The organism is Roseivivax halotolerans (assembly GCF_900115815.1).
Taxonomy (GTDB): domain Bacteria; phylum Pseudomonadota; class Alphaproteobacteria; order Rhodobacterales; family Rhodobacteraceae; genus Roseivivax; species Roseivivax halotolerans.
On record NZ_FOXV01000003.1, the window covers coordinates 166,646 to 182,191 of the forward strand.

Annotated in this window: 13 protein-coding genes; 3 read left to right on the forward strand and 10 right to left on the reverse strand. The window is 64.6% G+C overall.

Annotation, left to right across the window (positions count from 1 at the left end):
* Positions 1-30 precede the first annotated feature (30 nt).
* Positions 31-588, reverse strand: a complete 558-nt coding sequence (locus BM171_RS05830) for a lipid-binding SYLF domain-containing protein (RefSeq protein ID WP_093009893.1) — start codon at positions 586-588, stop codon at positions 31-33.
* Between the two features lie 132 nt (positions 589-720).
* Complete coding sequence (hemB, locus tag BM171_RS05835) at positions 721-1,719, reverse strand: porphobilinogen synthase (protein WP_093009894.1); 999 nt, start codon at positions 1,717-1,719, stop codon at positions 721-723.
* Positions 1,720-1,916: 197 nt separating this feature from the next.
* Here hemB and BM171_RS05840 point away from each other — a divergent pair, with 197 nt between their 5' ends.
* Complete coding sequence (locus BM171_RS05840; RefSeq protein ID WP_093009895.1) at positions 1,917-2,444, forward strand: component of SufBCD complex; 528 nt, start codon at positions 1,917-1,919, stop codon at positions 2,442-2,444.
* 32 nt (positions 2,445-2,476) lie between these two features.
* Positions 2,477-5,962: a transcription-repair coupling factor gene (gene mfd / locus BM171_RS05845; protein ID WP_093009896.1), complete on the forward strand. Its 3,486-nt coding sequence runs from the start codon at positions 2,477-2,479 to the stop codon at positions 5,960-5,962.
* A gap of 201 nt (positions 5,963-6,163) precedes the next feature.
* Here the strand turns inward: mfd and scpA are convergent, their stop codons facing one another.
* Both scpA and BM171_RS05855 read right to left on the reverse strand, forming a co-directional pair.
* Complete coding sequence (gene scpA, locus BM171_RS05850; protein ID WP_093009897.1) at positions 6,164-8,296, reverse strand: methylmalonyl-CoA mutase; 2,133 nt, start codon at positions 8,294-8,296, stop codon at positions 6,164-6,166.
* The gene (locus BM171_RS05855) at positions 8,259-9,176 is read right to left on the reverse strand and encodes a hypothetical protein (RefSeq protein ID WP_093009898.1); all 918 of its coding nucleotides are present in this window, start codon (positions 9,174-9,176) and stop codon (positions 8,259-8,261) included. Before BM171_RS05855 ends, scpA begins: the two co-directional genes overlap by 38 nt.
* A 140-nt stretch (positions 9,177-9,316) precedes the next feature.
* Here BM171_RS05855 and BM171_RS05860 point away from each other — a divergent pair, with 140 nt between their 5' ends.
* Positions 9,317-9,772: a DUF4174 domain-containing protein gene (locus BM171_RS05860; RefSeq protein WP_093009899.1), complete on the forward strand. Its 456-nt coding sequence runs from the start codon at positions 9,317-9,319 to the stop codon at positions 9,770-9,772.
* Positions 9,773-9,820: 48 nt separating this feature from the next.
* On the opposite strand, the gene BM171_RS05865 is transcribed toward BM171_RS05860, so the two are convergent.
* The 6 genes from BM171_RS05865 to BM171_RS05885 form a co-directional block, all read right to left on the reverse strand.
* A complete protein-coding gene (locus BM171_RS05865) occupies positions 9,821-11,821 on the reverse strand; it encodes an acetyl-CoA carboxylase biotin carboxylase subunit (RefSeq protein WP_093009900.1) in 2,001 nt (666 codons plus the stop codon).
* 138 nt (positions 11,822-11,959) lie between these two features.
* Complete coding sequence (locus BM171_RS05870) at positions 11,960-12,163, reverse strand: hypothetical protein (protein WP_093009901.1); 204 nt, start codon at positions 12,161-12,163, stop codon at positions 11,960-11,962.
* 346 nt (positions 12,164-12,509) lie between these two features.
* Entirely contained in the window at positions 12,510-12,869 is a 360-nt protein-coding gene (locus BM171_RS05875) for a hypothetical protein (protein ID WP_093009902.1), read from the reverse strand.
* 72 nt (positions 12,870-12,941) lie between these two features.
* Positions 12,942-13,088 carry a hypothetical protein gene (locus tag BM171_RS18875; RefSeq protein ID WP_172974993.1) on the reverse strand — a complete coding sequence of 49 codons (147 nt, stop codon included), beginning with the start codon at positions 13,086-13,088 and terminating at the stop codon, positions 12,942-12,944.
* A gap of 217 nt (positions 13,089-13,305) precedes the next feature.
* The gene (locus BM171_RS05880) at positions 13,306-13,674 is read right to left on the reverse strand and encodes a DUF6497 family protein (RefSeq protein WP_093009903.1); all 369 of its coding nucleotides are present in this window, start codon (positions 13,672-13,674) and stop codon (positions 13,306-13,308) included.
* Between the two features lie 273 nt (positions 13,675-13,947).
* Complete coding sequence (locus BM171_RS05885; protein ID WP_093009904.1) at positions 13,948-15,480, reverse strand: acyl-CoA carboxylase subunit beta; 1,533 nt, start codon at positions 15,478-15,480, stop codon at positions 13,948-13,950.
* Between the last annotated feature and the right edge of the window lie 66 nt (positions 15,481-15,546).

A 15,546-nucleotide genomic window follows, 5' to 3' on the forward strand; every position in this document is an offset into this window, starting at 1 on the left:
GGCCTTTCCGTTTCGGCTTGATTGTCCGCCTTACGGAATGATCCGCGTGTATTTCGATCCCTCGAGGGTCGCGCCGAGCCGAAGGCCAGCCTGACCGAAGATCACCGCGATAACGGGTGAGGTGGAGGTCAATGTCTCGGCCGAAAGCGTCTCGCCGCCTTCGGGGATCGCGTATTCCACGTTGGCGCCTGCCGACCAACCCGGCGAGCGGCGGAAATTCGACAGCGCTTCCTGCGTCATGAAGAACAGCACATGCGCGTATTGCTGCGCGCCGATCTGCAAGCCGCCCGAGGCTTTCGCGACCGAGTAGTAATCTACCGTCACACCGCCGACGCGCAGCGCGCCGGTGCCATAAGCCCCGCCGATGCCGAGCCCCGCTTCGGTCACAAGTGGCATCACGAGGATACCCGAGGATTTCTCGCGAAGCTGGGTCGTGCCGGGATATTGGGAGTAAAGCGTGTTCAGCGTCGCATCGACCCGCGCGTCGATCCGCGCCGGGCCGGTCGATCCGACCCCGTTGTCGCAAGCGGCCACAAGGCCCGTAGCACCGAGACCGAGGGTAAAGCCGCGCCGGGAAAAATTGGTCATGTCATCTGCTCTTTTTATCTGAAGCCTCGTCGTGCGGGCGAAAGCCCCCCGATCTGATGCCGGGTCACGGCGAAACTACGCCGAATACGGCGCGCTGTCACCCGATATTGGGCTTTTTTCGGCATGAAACCGCTAGCCGTTGAGGAGTTTTGCGGCGGCAGGAGCGAAATAGGTCAGGATCCCGTCGCACCCGGCCCGCTTGAACGCCATCAGGCTTTCGAGCGTCACCCGGTCGCGATCGAGCCAGCCGTGATCCGCCGCGCCGGCCAGCATCGCGTATTCGCCCGACACCTGGTAGGCGAAGGTCGGCGCGCCGAAGGCCTGCTTCACCGCCGCGCATATGTCGAGATAGGCCATGCCGGGCTTGACCATGACCATGTCCGCGCCTTCCTCGAGATCGCGGGCGACGAGCCGCAGCGCCTCGTCGCGGTTGGCGGGGTTCATCTGGTAGGTCTTCTTGTCCCCCTTGAGCGCGCCCGATGCACCGACCGCATCGCGGAACGGGCCGTAGAAGGCCGAGGCGTATTTCGCGGCATAGCTCAGAAGGCAGACATCGCGGTGTCCTTCAGCCTCCAGCGCGGCGCGGATCGCGCCGATCCGCCCGTCCATCATGTCCGACGGGCCGATGATGTCGGCCCCGGCCTCCGCCTGCGAGAGCGCCTGTTTCACCAGCGCCTCGACCGTGCGGTCATTGACGATCACCCCGTCTTCCACGAACCCGTCATGCCCGTCGATATTGTAGGGATCGAGTGCGACATCGGTCATCACGGCGATCTCGGGCACCGCTTCCTTGATGGCGCGGGTCGCCCGGTTCGAGAGGTTCTCGGGGTTCCAGGCTTCGGCGCAATCCTTCGTCTTCAGGCTCGGATCGGTGTAGGGAAAGAGGCATATCGCGGGAATGCCCAGCGCATGCGCCTCGCGGGCGGCCTCCACCACCTTGTCCACCGACAGACGGCTCACGCCGGGCATCGAGGCGATGGGCTCCGCCACGCCCTCGCCATCGCGCACGAAGACCGGCCAGATGAAATCGGACGGCGCGAGCTGCGTCTCCTGGACAAGTGCGCGCAGCGCGGCACTCTTTCGAGGGCGGCGGAACCGCGTGGCGGGGAACGGAGCGTGAAGCGGCTGCATCGGAGGGCACCTTCGGAAACATTGTCTTGGGACATAGGGGATGCACAGCCCTGCCCCGGAAGTCCAGCCCGCGCCCACCCTGTGGCCCGGAACCACGCCGCGTCGGTCAATCGCGCCAATGGCGTCGCGGCCCATTGCAGTGGTCTTCCACACAAGGAATAACGGTTCGGGCACAAAGACGAGCGCGTGGGGCAGGTTTGGACTGGCATCTCACAGTCATGGAAGTGATCGACTTGCGGTCGTTCTCGAACCTCTGGTTCTGGATCGCGCTTGCCGTCATGTGGTCGACCGCCAGCCATTGGGTGCTGGGCGTGCCCTACGACATGGTGGGCCGCGCGGCGCGCATGGGCGGCGAGTCAGAGGCCGACCTTGAGGACATGGTCCGCATCAACGTCAATCGCCTCCTCTACATCGCGGCAGAGGCGGGCCTGTGGATCACGGCGATCGGCACGTTCATGCTCGCGGCGCTTTGTGTCGCGGGCTTCTGGTTCGGCGTCGAGTTCGCGCAGGCCCTGTTCCTTCTCGGCTTTCCGATGTCGCTTGTCGGTCTTCTGTCCTTGCGCTCGGCGCATGTGATACGGGCGCGGAGCCTGTCCGGCCCTGACCTCAGGCGCCGGCTGACACGGCACCGGATCGGCGTGCAGGCGATCGGCATGGTGGCGATCTTCATCACCGCGCTCTGGGGCATGTATCAGAACATGGTGGTCGGCCCCTTCGGCGGTTGACGCGCGCCCGCGCGCGGGCCATTTGGCGCGCTATGGCAGGTGATACGCAAATCCTCATGGGCGGCGCGCCGGAAGGCTTCGACGCGACCCTTCTCTTGCGCGAGGTGGCGACGCGCGACGGCCCGGTGATGTTCGTTGCGCGCGACGACAAGCGTCTGGCGCGCATGGCGGAGGCGCTGGCCTTCTTCGATCCCTCGATGCCGGTCCTGTCCTTCCCCGCCTGGGATTGCCTGCCCTATGACCGGGTCTCGCCGAATGCCGACATCTCGGCCGCGCGGATGGCGACGCTCGCCGCGCTTGTGCACGGCGCGCCGACCCGCTTCGTGCTGCTGACAACGCTCAACGCCGCGACCCAGCGCATCCCGGCCCGTGAGATCTTGCGCGAGGCGGCCTTCACCGCCGAGGTCGGCGGGCGGATCGACGAAGAGGCCCTGCGCGCCTTCCTCGTCCGCATGGGCTTCAGCCAGGCCCCGACCGTTACCGAACCCGGAGATTACGCGATCCGTGGCGGCATCATCGACGTCTTCCCGCCCGGCGAAGGCGGGCCTGTGCGGCTCGATCTCTTCGGCGATGTCCTCGACGGGGCGCGCCGGTTCGATCCGGTCTCGCAGCGCACGACCGAGAAATTGTCGGTCGTGGAGTTCGCGCCCGTCTCCGAGGTGATCCTCGACGAGGCCGCCATCACCCGGTTCCGCCAGAACTACCGCATCGAGTTCGGCGCGGCAGGCACGGACGATCCGCTCTACGAGGCGGTGAGCGCGGGGCGCAAGCACCAGGGGATCGAGCACTGGCTGCCGTTCTTCCACGAGCGGCTAGAGACCCTCTTCGACTACCTGCCGGACGCGCCGCTTCTTCTCGACGAGCAGGCGACGCCCGCGCGCATCGCACGGTGGGAGCAGATCGCCGACCAGTACGAGACGCGCAAGATCGCGATGCAGGAAAAAAGCCGGATCGACAGCGTTTACAAACCGGCCCCGCCCGAGCTTCTCTACCTTGATGACGAGGCTTGGGAGACGGCCGTTGCGGGCCGCCGCCGCGTGCAGCTCTCTCCCTTGCCGCAGGCCTCGGGGCCGAACACCGCCGATGCAGGCGGGCGTCTCGGCCGCAACTTCGCACCGGAACGCCAGCAGGAAAGCATCAGCCTTTTCGGCAGCCTCGCCGATCATGTGAAGAAGAAACTCGAGGACGGCCCCGTCGTCATCGCCTCCTATTCCGAGGGCGCACGCGAGCGCCTCTCCGGGCTCATCGAGGACGAGGGTCTCGGCGAAGCGATCGAGATCGCCAACGGCACGCGGATCGGCAAGCGCGGCCTTCACCTTGCGGTCTGGGCGCTCGAGCATGGCTTCGAAGGGCCGTGGGGCGACAAGAAGGGCCATATCACCTTCATCTCCGAGCAGGACGTGCTTGGCGACCGGCTCATCCGTGCCCCCCGAAAGAAGCGCCGGGCAGAGAACTTCCTGACCGAGGCGCAATCGCTGTCTCCGGGCGATCTTGTTGTGCATGTCGATCACGGCATCGGTCGCTTCCAGGGGATGGAGGTCATCACCGCCGCTGGCGCCGCGCATGAATGCCTGCTTCTCGAATATGCCGAAGGGGCGCGGCTCTACATGCCGGTCGAGAATATCGAGCTCCTGTCCCGCTACGGGCACGAGGAGGGCCTCCTCGACAAGCTCGGCGGCGGCGCGTGGCAGGCCAAGAAAGCGCGCCTCAAGGAACGCATCAAGGAGATGGCGGATCGTCTCATCCGCATCGCCGCCGAACGCGCGCTTCGGAAAGCGCCGGTGCTCGAGCCGCCGACAGGCGCGTGGGATGCGTTTCTCGCGCGCTTCCCATACCCCGAGACCGACGACCAGCTGCGCGCGATCGAAGATGTCGTTACCGACATGACCTCGGGCCACCCAATGGACCGGCTCATCTGCGGCGATGTGGGCTTCGGCAAGACCGAGGTGGCTTTGCGCGCGGCGTTCATCGCGGCGATGTCGGGCACCCAGGTCGCGGTCATCGCGCCGACGACGCTGCTCGCCCGCCAGCATTTCCAGAGTTTCGCAGAACGCTTCCGGGGCTTCCCGCTCGAAGTGCGGGCGCTGTCGCGCTTCGTCTCCTCGACCGAGGCCTCGAAGACCCGCGAAGGGCTCACGAAAGGCACAGTCGATATCGTCGTCGGCACCCATGCACTTCTGTCGAAGAACGTGAAGTTCCAGAATCTGGGGCTTCTGGTCGTCGACGAGGAGCAGCATTTCGGCGTCTCCCACAAGGAGCGGCTGAAAGCACTGCGGACGGACGTCCATGTCCTGACACTGACCGCGACGCCCATCCCGCGCACGCTGCAGCTCTCGCTCTCGGGCGTGCGCGATCTGTCGATCATCGGCACGCCCCCCGTCGATCGTCTTGCGATCCGGACCTATGTCAGCGAGTTCGACGCGGTCACGATCCGCGAGGCGCTTCTGCGCGAGCATTACCGCGGCGGCCAGAGCTTCTATGTCTGCCCCCGGATCAGCGACCTCGCCGAGATCGAGGAGTTTCTGAAGGAGCAGCTGCCCGAATTGTCCTACGTGGTCGCGCATGGCCAGATGGCGGCCGGAGAGCTCGACGACAAGATGAATGCCTTCTACGACGGCAAGTACGACGTGCTTTTGGCGACGACGATCGTGGAATCGGGCCTCGACATTCCCACCGCCAACACGATGGTCGTGCACCGCGCGGACATGTTCGGTCTCGCGCAGCTTTACCAGATCCGGGGCCGTGTGGGCCGGTCGAAAGCGCGTGCTTACGCGTATCTGACGACCGAGCCGCGCAAGCGCCTGACCGCCACCGCCGAGAAACGCCTGCGCGTCCTGTCCTCGCTCGACACGCTCGGCGCGGGCTTCACGCTGGCCTCCCAGGATCTCGACATTCGCGGCGCAGGCAATCTTCTGGGCGAAGAGCAGTCCGGCCAGATGCGCGACGTGGGATACGAGCTTTACCAGTCGATGCTGGAAGAGGCGATTTCCAAGATCCGTTCGGGCGAGGTCGAGGGCCTGTCCGAGATCGACGAGCAATGGTCGCCGCAGATCAATCTCGGCGTGACGGTCATGATCCCCGAGGATTACGTGCCCGATCTCGACGTGCGACTCGGCCTCTACCGGCGGCTTTCGTCGCTCACAACGAAGGTCGAGCTCGAAGGCTTCGCGGCCGAGCTCATCGACCGGTTCGGCAAGCTGCCGCGCGAGGTGAACACGCTCCTCCTCGTGGTGCGGATCAAAGCGATGTGCAAACGCGCCGGGATCTCCAAGCTCGATGGCGGGCCGAAAGGCGCGACGATCCAGTTCCACAACGACAAGTTCGCCTCCCCCGAAGGCCTCGTGGAGTATATCAAGGCGCAGAACGGGCTTGCGAAGGTCAAGGACAACAAGATCGTCGTGCGCCGCGACTGGGCGAAGGAGAAGGACAAGATCCAAGGGACCTTCGCCATCGCCCGCGACCTTGCAGAGAAGGTGCGCGACGCGAAAAAGGCCGAGAAGGCGAAGGCGGCGGAGTAACGCGCCGCCGCGCCACGGGCGGGCCGCGGTCCGGCGATCCTGACCGTCGAGCCTCTCGCTTTATCCCAGCAAAGTCAGGTCAAGATCGCAACGAAGCGCTGGCCCATCCAAATCGCCGGGCCTCCGGGGCGGCCCGGCGATGGCGCGGCGGCCTGCGGCCTTGTTCCGCGCCCGGACACGCCGTTCAAAGGGCTGAAAGGCTCAGATCCCCCGCGCCTCCCGGATCAGCTTCAGGATGTCCTGCGCCGCCTCGGGAATATTCGTGCCCGGCCCGAAGATCGCCTTCACCCCGGCCTTTTTCAGGAAGTCGTAATCCTGCTGCGGGATCACCCCGCCGCAGATCACGAGAATGTCCTCGGCCCCTTCCGCTTTCAACGCCTCTATGAGCTGCGGCGCCAGCGTCTTGTGCCCGGCCGCCTGGCTCGAGATGCCGATCACGTGCACGTCGTTGTCGATGGCGTCCTGCGCGGCCTCGGCGGGCGTCTGGAACAAGGGGCCGACATCCACGTCGAACCCGATATCGGCGAAGGCCGTGGCGATCACCTTGGCACCCCGGTCATGCCCGTCCTGGCCCATCTTGACGACCAGCATGCGCGGCCGGCGCCCTTCGGCCTCTGCAAAATCCTCCACCGATTTCTGGATCGCCGCGAAGCCTTCGTCGCCCTCATAGGCCGCGCCGTAGACACCGGCGAGCGTCTTCACTTCGGCCCGGTGGCGGCCGAACACCTTTTCCATCGCCATCGAAATCTCTCCTACGCTGGCCCGTGCGCGCGCGGCCTCGACCGCCGCCTCGAGAAGGTTGCCACCCTCTTTCGCGACCCGTTCGACCTCCGCCAGGGCCGCGTCACATGCGTCCTGATCGCGGCTGGCGCGGATCCGCTCAAGCGCCTCGACCTGGGACTGGCGCACCTTGGCGTTGTCGATGTCGAGGATGTCGAGATCCTCTTCCTTCTTGAGCCGGTACTTGTTCACGCCGACGATCACGTCCTCGCCGCGGTCGATCTTGGCCTGACGCTGGGCGGCGGTCTCCTCGATGCGGAGCTTGGGCATCCCGCTTTCGACCGCCTTGGTCATGCCGCCCATCTCGTCGACCTCTTCGATCATCGCCCAGGCCTTTTCGGCCAGGTCATGGGTCAGCCGTTCGACGTAATAGGAGCCCGCAAGCGGATCGACGACATTCGTGACCCCCGTCTCCTCTTGCAGGATGAGCTGGGTGTTGCGCGCGATCCGGGCGGAGAAGTCCGTCGGCAGCGCCATCGCCTCGTCGAGCGCGTTGGTATGCAGCGACTGCGTGCCGCCAAGCACCGCGCTCATCGCCTCGTAGGCGGTGCGGATGACGTTGTTGTAGGGATCCTGCTCGGCCAGGCTGACGCCGCTGGTCTGGCAATGGGTCCGCAGCATCTTGGAGCGCGCCTCCTTCGCCCCGAGATCGGTCATGATCCGGTGCCAGAGCATCCGCGCCGCGCGCAGCTTCGCGGCCTCCATGAAGAAGTTCTTGCCGATGGCGAAAAAGAACGAGAGCCGCCCGGCGAAGCGGTCCACATCCATGCCGCGCGCGATGGCCGCCTCGACATATTCCTTGCCGTCCGCCAGCGTATAGGCCAGCTCCTGCACGAGGTTCGCGCCGGCCTCCTGCATGTGGTAGCCGGAGATCGAGATCGAGTTGAAGCGCGGCATCTCGTTGGCGGTGTATTCGATGATGTCCGCGATGATCCGCATAGAGGGCTCCGGCGGATAGATGTAGGTGTTGCGGACCATGAACTCCTTGAGAATGTCGTTCTGGATCGTGCCCGACAGCACCTTGGTGTCGTGGCCCTGCTCCTGCCCTGCCACGATGAAGCTTGCCAGCACCGGGATCACCGCGCCGTTCATCGTCATGGAAACCGACACCTGATCGAGCGGAATACCGTCGAACAGCACCTTCATATCCTCGACGGAATCGATCGCGACGCCTGCCTTGCCGACATCGCCCACGACACGCGGATGATCGCTGTCATAGCCTCTATGCGTCGCAAGGTCGAAAGCCACGGAGACGCCCTGCTGACCCGCATCGAGCGCGCGGCGGTAGAACCGGTTCGATTCCTCGGCGGTGGAGAAGCCCGCATATTGCCGGATCGTCCAGGGACGGCCCGCGTACATCGTCGCCTTCACGCCGCGCGTGAACGGCTCCAAGCCCGGAAGCGAGCCCAGGTGCTCCAGCCCCTCGACATCCGCCTCGGTATAGAGCGGCTTGATATCGAGGCCCTCCAGCGTCTTCCAGACGAGGCTGTCGGGGGATTTGCCCTTGAGCTCTTTTTCAGCCAGAGCCCGCCAATCTTCGATCTTGGCCGTCATCGTATCGTCCTCTCTTCTCTGACGAGGGCGGACGGCCGATTGCCGGTTCTCGCCCGTTCGGATCTTCCTCGTATCGTGCAAGCCCGCCTGCTCCGGCCCTGAGCCAGAAAAGGTCGTCCTGGTAGGTCTCGCGGAGCGCCATCGCTTGCCCTTGGGTGAAGGGCGTCCACCGCCCCTGCCCCGGCCCGAGCGCGCAGGCCGGCACGCCGCGCGCCGCGAGCGTCTCGGCAAGCTCGGACCGCGACGGGGAGCGGTTGATCCAGAGCCTCGCCCGGTCGCGCGGCGCGTCCGACCAGTCCGTTGCCAGCGCCATCAGCCGATCCGGCCGGGCCGCGAAATTCTCGAAGGTGGTCACCACCAGCTCCGTCTCCGGCAGCGCCGCAGCGGCATCCTCGATCACGCCGCGCCAGCCACGTGCCCTGACCGACAGGTCGATCAGCGTCTCGGGATAAGGCAGCCCCATGCCGCGCGAGACGGAGACCGCCATCGCCGAAGCCCAGTACATCTCGAGCGACCGCACTTGCAGCACCGCGCGCGTCACCGGGCCAAAAGCCGCCCCGAACCGCGCGAGACGCTGACCGATATCGGGATAAAGCTCCGCCGTGCGGATATTCCGCCGCATCGTGCCGATCATGTTCTCGTCCGAGACCAGCAAGGTCTCTATGCCGCACGAGGCCACCCGCTCCGCCGCGAGCCGCACCCGGCCGCGATCCCTGTCTCGCCCGCCCTCGGCAATCCCGTGAAAGAGCCCCTTGCGCGTTCGGCACGGCCCCCAGAAACCGATGTTCCGGCCTTGCAACGCCGAAGCCTCTGCCCGCGCATAGCGCTGGAAGGTCGTAGAGGCGCTGCGATGCGCGCCCAGATGCAGAACGATCTTCATGAACGCAGCCTCCGCCCGGTCCCGTGGACACGGCCGAGACTGCCCGCTTCGCTATGAGCGTCGCCTTAACGTTAAAGTTTTCGTGGTCTGGGGGCATGTTGGGCTTAGAAAGGCGAGGATCCGCGCATATATTCCCAAACATGACGCGCATCGCTACAGCAACCGCCCTCGCCCTGTCGCTCCTCGCCTCGCCCCTCCTGGCGGCAGAAGCCGGTTCCGATACAGATGAATTGATCCAAAGCGCCGAAGGCCGCTCGCTATCCGAGTTCGAGTGGCTCAAGCGCCCGCTCATCGTCTTCGCGGACAATCCCGCCGACCCGCGATATGTCGAGCAGATGCAGTACATCACCGATCGCACGGACGCGCTGATCGATCGTGACGTCGTCGTCTTGACCGACACCGACCCGGCGCTTTCCACGGAGATCCGGCGCGAGCTCAGGCCGCGCGGCTTCATGCTGGTGCTCATCGCCAAGGATGGCACGCGCGTACTGCGAAAGCCTTTCCCCTGGAGCGTGCGCGAGCTTTCGCGCTCCATCGACAAGCTGCCCGTGCGCCAGCAGGAAATCCGCGACCGGCAAGGCACCTTGCGGGACTGAGCCGAAGGCCTCGCAGGTCGCGGGTGTGGCGCCGGGCGCGTCATCGCCTCACTCGAATTCCATGATCACGTCGTCCACGGCAAGGCTGTCGCCCGGCCCGGCATTGATCTTGGAGACCACGGCTTTCTTCTCGGCGCGCAGGATGTTCTCCATCTTCATAGCCTCGACGGTACAGAGCGCCTGGCCTTCCTGAACCTCGTCGCCGGGCTCGACGTTGATCTTCACGATGAGGCCCGGCATCGGGCAGAGCAGCATCTTGGAGGTGTCGGGCGGCTCCTTTTCGGGCATGAGCCGGGCAAGCTCGGCCTGACGGGGTGTGCGGACGTGCACGCGCAGATCCGCCCCGCGGGAGCGCACGCGGAACCCGCCCGAGATCTTGCCGATCTTCATCACGAGCGCCTGTCCGTCGATCTGCATCCGGGCAAGCTGATCTCCCGGCGTCCAGTCGCCGGTGACGCGGTGCTCCTTTCCATCCGCGAAACGGATCGTCGCGCCCTCGCGATCCGCTTCGATGGTCAGGTCGTAATCATTGCCCTGAAGCGCGACGTTCCACTCCGAGCCGACATGCCGCTCGTGATTGTCGAGCCGCCCCGAGACCCGCGCGCGCCGAATTTCCGCCACTCGGTTCATGGCCGCCGTCGCTGCCGCGATGCGCCGCAACGCGTCGTCTGAAAGCGTCACGCCCTCGAACCCCTCGGGATATTCCTCCGCGATGAAGGCCGTCGTCATGTCGCCGCTGGCGAATTTGGGATGGTCCATCACCGCCGACAGGAACGGCAGGTTGTGCCCGATACCTTCGACCTCGAACGCGTCGAGCGCGGTACGCATGGTCTCGATCGCTTCGCCGCGCGTGCGCCCCCAGGTGCAGAGCTTGGCGATCATCGGATCGTAATACATCGAGATCTCGCCGCCTTCGAAGACGCCGGTATCGTTCCGCACCATCCCCTCGCCGAGCGGGCCCTCCTCGGGAGGGCGGTAGCGGGTCAGCCGGCCAATGGAGGGCAGGAAGTTACGATAGGGATCCTCGGCGTAGAGACGGCTTTCGATGGCCCAGCCGTTGATGGTCACGTCCTTTTGCGCGAGCGCCAGCTTCTCGCCATTGGCGACGCGGATCATCTGCTCGACAAGGTCGATCCCGGTGATGAGCTCGGTCACCGGATGCTCGACCTGCAAGCGCGTGTTCATCTCGAGGAAGTAGAAGTTCTTGTTGCCGTCGACGATGAATTCGACCGTCCCGGCACTGGTGTAGCCGACGGCTTCGGCCAGCGCGCAGGCCTGCTCTCCCATCTTGCGGCGCGTCTCTTCGTCGAGGAACGGCGAAGGCGCCTCCTCGATAACCTTCTGGTTTCGCCGCTGGATCGAGCATTCGCGCTCGTTGAGATAGATGCAATTGCCGTGGCTGTCGGCCAGAACCTGGATCTCGATATGCCGCGGCTGGGTGACGAATTTCTCGATGAAGATGCGGTCATCGCCAAAGCTGCTGGCCGCCTCGTTCTTGGAGGACTGGAACCCTTCGCGGGCTTCCTCGTCGTTCCACGCAATCCGCATCCCCTTGCCGCCGCCGCCAGCGGAGGCCTTGATCATCACCGGATAGCCGATCTCGGAGGAGATCTTCACCGCCTCCTCGGCATCTTCGATCAGCCCCATATAGCCCGGCACGGTCGAGACCCCGGCCTCCTGCGCGAGCTTCTTGGAGGTGATCTTGTCTCCCATCGCCTCGATCGCGCCCTTGGGCGGGCCGATGAAGGCAACGCCCTCGGCCTCGAGCGCTTCGGCGAATTTGGGGTTCTCCGACAGGAAGCCGTATCCGGGATGCACGGCCTCCGCGCCGGTCTGGCGGATCGCGTCCATGATCTTGTCGATCACGATATAGGACTGGTTCGCCGCCGGCGGGCCGATATGAACGGCCTCGTCGGCCATCTCCACGTGCAGCGCGTTCTTGTCCGCGTCGGAATAGACCGCGACGGTCTTGATGCCCATCTCGCGGGCGGTCTTGATGACCCGGCAGGCGATCTCGCCCCGGTTGGCGATCAGGATCTTCTTGAACATGAGCGTCCCTCTTGATGGACCGCCGGGGCTTGTGCCTCCCCGGATGCGGCCTGAGCACGAAAAAGGCCACCCGCGGCGCGTGCCGGGGTGGCCTTGGAAAGTCTGTCTGTCAGGCCGCGCGACGCGGCCCGGCCGCGATCAGCAGCGGCTCGGGTAGGTCCGGCAGTAGGCGACGTTACCGGCTGCGCCGACGACCGCACCGGTCGTTGCGTCACCGCCCGTTGCGGCAGCGGTGCCTGCACCTGCTGCGCCGCCGATGAGGGCTTGCTCACCGAGCGTGTCGCCACAAGCGGCGAGACCGAGAAGGGCGAAAACTGCGGAAATTTTTGCGATGTGACGCATGATAAATGCTCCCTGGAAGCGCTTTTACATTCAGATAATGCCATAACTGGCGAAAAAGACGTAGAGTTCCAGCGAATTCGACGATTTTCGCGAGAATTGGCGAAAACCGGCTTAAAGGATGCTGCTAACCCGGGAAAAAATCCGGGCGGCCAGTTCGGGGATGGACCAGTCCGCCCGGAAGGGGAAGGGTAACGGTGAGTGAGCGGCGCTGGGGAGCGCCTCACCAAGTGCGACCCCATCGGGGACATATCAACGCTGACACCGATTTCGCGACGCGCAAACCTTACTTTGAGGCGAGCGCTCGTATCGGCTTCAACCCGCGCATCGGAAGGGACGCTCGGCAGGATCATGCCCATAAATCCCCGTCAAAGGCGTCGGGAAAGGAAGCGCGGGCGGCGCGCTCGTCGATGATGAGACGGGCGTCGTAATCGGTGGGATCGAACGGATCGTCATAGGGCAGAACTTCGCGGCCGAAGAGCCAGGACAAACGGCCCGCATCGAGGTTTCCGCGCTCGAAAGGCTCTGCGCCGAACTGCTCCCAGAGCGCGGCCATGAACCACAGATCCGCGCGCCGGTCGGGGGCGCGGCGATCTGCAAAGCGCTCACGCTTCGTGATCGGGGTAGCACCCTTAGGATTGGCCCGGCGAATTGTAAATTGGAAATCCGTTCCGGGCAGTCGTCCCGGAAACCCGCGGTGCTTGATCATCGGCCCACCCCTTCAAAGAGGTGCCGCGCGGGGCCGTGGAGCGGGGCGGCGCGAAGCCGCCCCGTTGCCGAATTACTTGTACTTGCCGGTGTAGACCGGCTCTTGCGTGATCGGCGCGGGTTCGACGACCACAAATTCTTCTTCAGCTGCCTGCTGGCCGCATGCTGCGACGGTGCCGACAACGGCGAAGAGGGAAAGAAGCTTGATGCTCTTGGACATTTCTGTCTCCTGTTGTTCCGTGATGGATAGCCGGACGCTGCCTCAGTCGTCGCGCCTTGTCCAGTCGAGGTTGCGATTGCTCTGTGACAATCGCTCTCCACCATAACTGAAAGCCCGGCGCGAATACATCTGTGCCCTTCAAACGGTGCGTCCTGTGGTGCGAAAGCCGCAGAACCGCGATAGGTTCCATCAGAATGCACAAAATCTGGTGGAAGCATCAGAAGGCCTCCCAGATGCAGCGGTCATCTTCGATGCTGTAGGCCTCGAAGACCTGCACGATATCGGGCCGGGACACTCCGAATTCGGTTGCCTCCGAGCCGATGGAGATGATGATCCGGTTCGGATCGGGGTATTCGCCCGGCACCGATGGCAGTGCGATTTCCGAGCAAAGATGGTCCATGTCGGCGGAAAGGCGCTCAAGATCCAGCTCGGTCTCCGCCAGCTCGTCCGAGACGAACCGGAAGCGGAGCAGCGCGTCGTCGCTCTCGCTGACCTCGAAGCGCAATTCCTGAAACTCGACGACGCGGCCGGACGGCAACTCGATGGGATCTTCCAGCGCGACGGCCGGTCCGGCGAGCGCGATCAAAGCGGATGTCAGGAAGGTGGTGCAGCCCCGACCCCTTTTCAGGGCTCCTCCCGCCGGGGCTGCTGATGGGCGGGACAGTCCCGCATCCTGTGCCAAGAGTGCAGCTTGAGACCGCTGCATGAAGAGACGACGAACACTTGGGAAACGTTGAAAAAACATCGCCTCTTCTTGGCGTTGCCAGGAACCTTGGCGTGTGAAGGGGTTTTTAGCAAGCATAATTTTTTCGCATTCTGCCAATGGATTGGGCGCCTCCCCCGGATCGACTTGATTCGCTCAGAGGGGAATGTTGTCGTGCTTCTTCCACGGATTTTGCAGTTTCTTGCCCCGCAGCGACGCGAAGGCCCGGCTCACCCGCCTCCGGGTGGAGCGCGGCTGGATCACCTCGTCGATGAACCCCTTCTCGGCAGCGACGAACGGGTTGGCGAACCGATCCTCGTATTCGGCCGTTCGCGCCGCGATCTTCTCGGCATCGCCCAGCTCGGAGCGATAGAGGATCTCGGTCGCACCCTTCGCGCCCATCACCGCGATCTCTGCCGTCGGCCAGGCGTAGTTGAAATCGCCGCGCAGGTGCTTGGAGGCCATCACGTCGTAAGCCCCGCCATAGGCCTTGCGGGTGATGACCGTAACTTTCGGCACCGTCGCCTCGCCATAAGCGAAGAGAAGTTTCGCACCATGCTTGATGACGCCGCCATATTCCTGGCCCGTCCCCGGCAGGAATCCGGGCACGTCGACGAAGGTCAGGATCGGGATTTCGAAGGCATCGCAGAACCGCACGAAACGCGCGGCCTTGCGGCTGCTGTCGATGTCGAGGCAGCCCGCAAGCACCATCGGCTGGTTCGCGACAACGCCCACCGTGCGCCCTTCGAGACGGATGAAGCCGGTGATGATGTTCTTGGCGAAGTCTTCCTGAATCTCGTAGAAATCCGCCTCGTCCGCGACCTTCAGGATCAGCTCCTTCATGTCGTAGGGCGTGTTGGCGTTCTCGGGCACGAGCGTGTCGAGAGAGCTTTCCTGCCGCCCCGGCTCGTCGAAGAACGGACGTTCGGGCACCGCGGCGCGGTTGTTGAGCGGCAGAAAATCCACGAGCCGCCGCACTTCGGCCAAGGCTTCCACGTCATTCTCGAACGCGCCATCGGCGACAGAGGATTTCTTGGTGTGGGTCGAGGCCCCGCCCAGCTCCTCGGCGGTGACGACCTCGTTGGTGACAGTCTTCACCACGTCAGGGCCGGTCACGAACATGTAGGAGCTGTCCTTCACCATGAAGATGAAGTCGGTCATCGCCGGGCTGTAGACCGCCCCGCCCGCGCAGGGGCCCATGATGACGGAGATCTGCGGGATCACACCCGAAGCCATGATATTGCGCTGGAAGACCTCGGCATACCCCGCAAGGCTCGCCACGCCTTCCTGGATACGCGCGCCGCCCGAGTCGTTCAGACCGATCACCGGTGCGCCGTTCTGCATCGCCATGTCCATGATCTTGCAGATCTTCTGGGCATGGGTTTCCGAGAGAGAGCCGCCGAAGACCGTAAAATCCTGGCTGAAGACATAGACCATGCGGCCGTTGATCGTGCCCCAACCGGTCACGACGCCGTCGCCATAGGGACGCTGCTCTTCCATTCCGAAATCGGTGCAGCGATGGGCGACGAACATGTCGAACTCCTCGAAGGAGCCCTCGTCGAGCAAGAGATCGATCCGCTCGCGCGCAGTGAGCTTGCCCTTGCCGTGCTGCGCGTCGATGCGCTTTTGCCCGCCGCCGAGCCGCGCCTCTTCGCGCCGCTCCTCGAGTTCGCGCAGAATGTCCTTCATCGCCCGCTCCCTGGTTGCTTATGCTGCAAGTGCCAAATCCGTGACCGCCGGACAAGAAAAATTCGG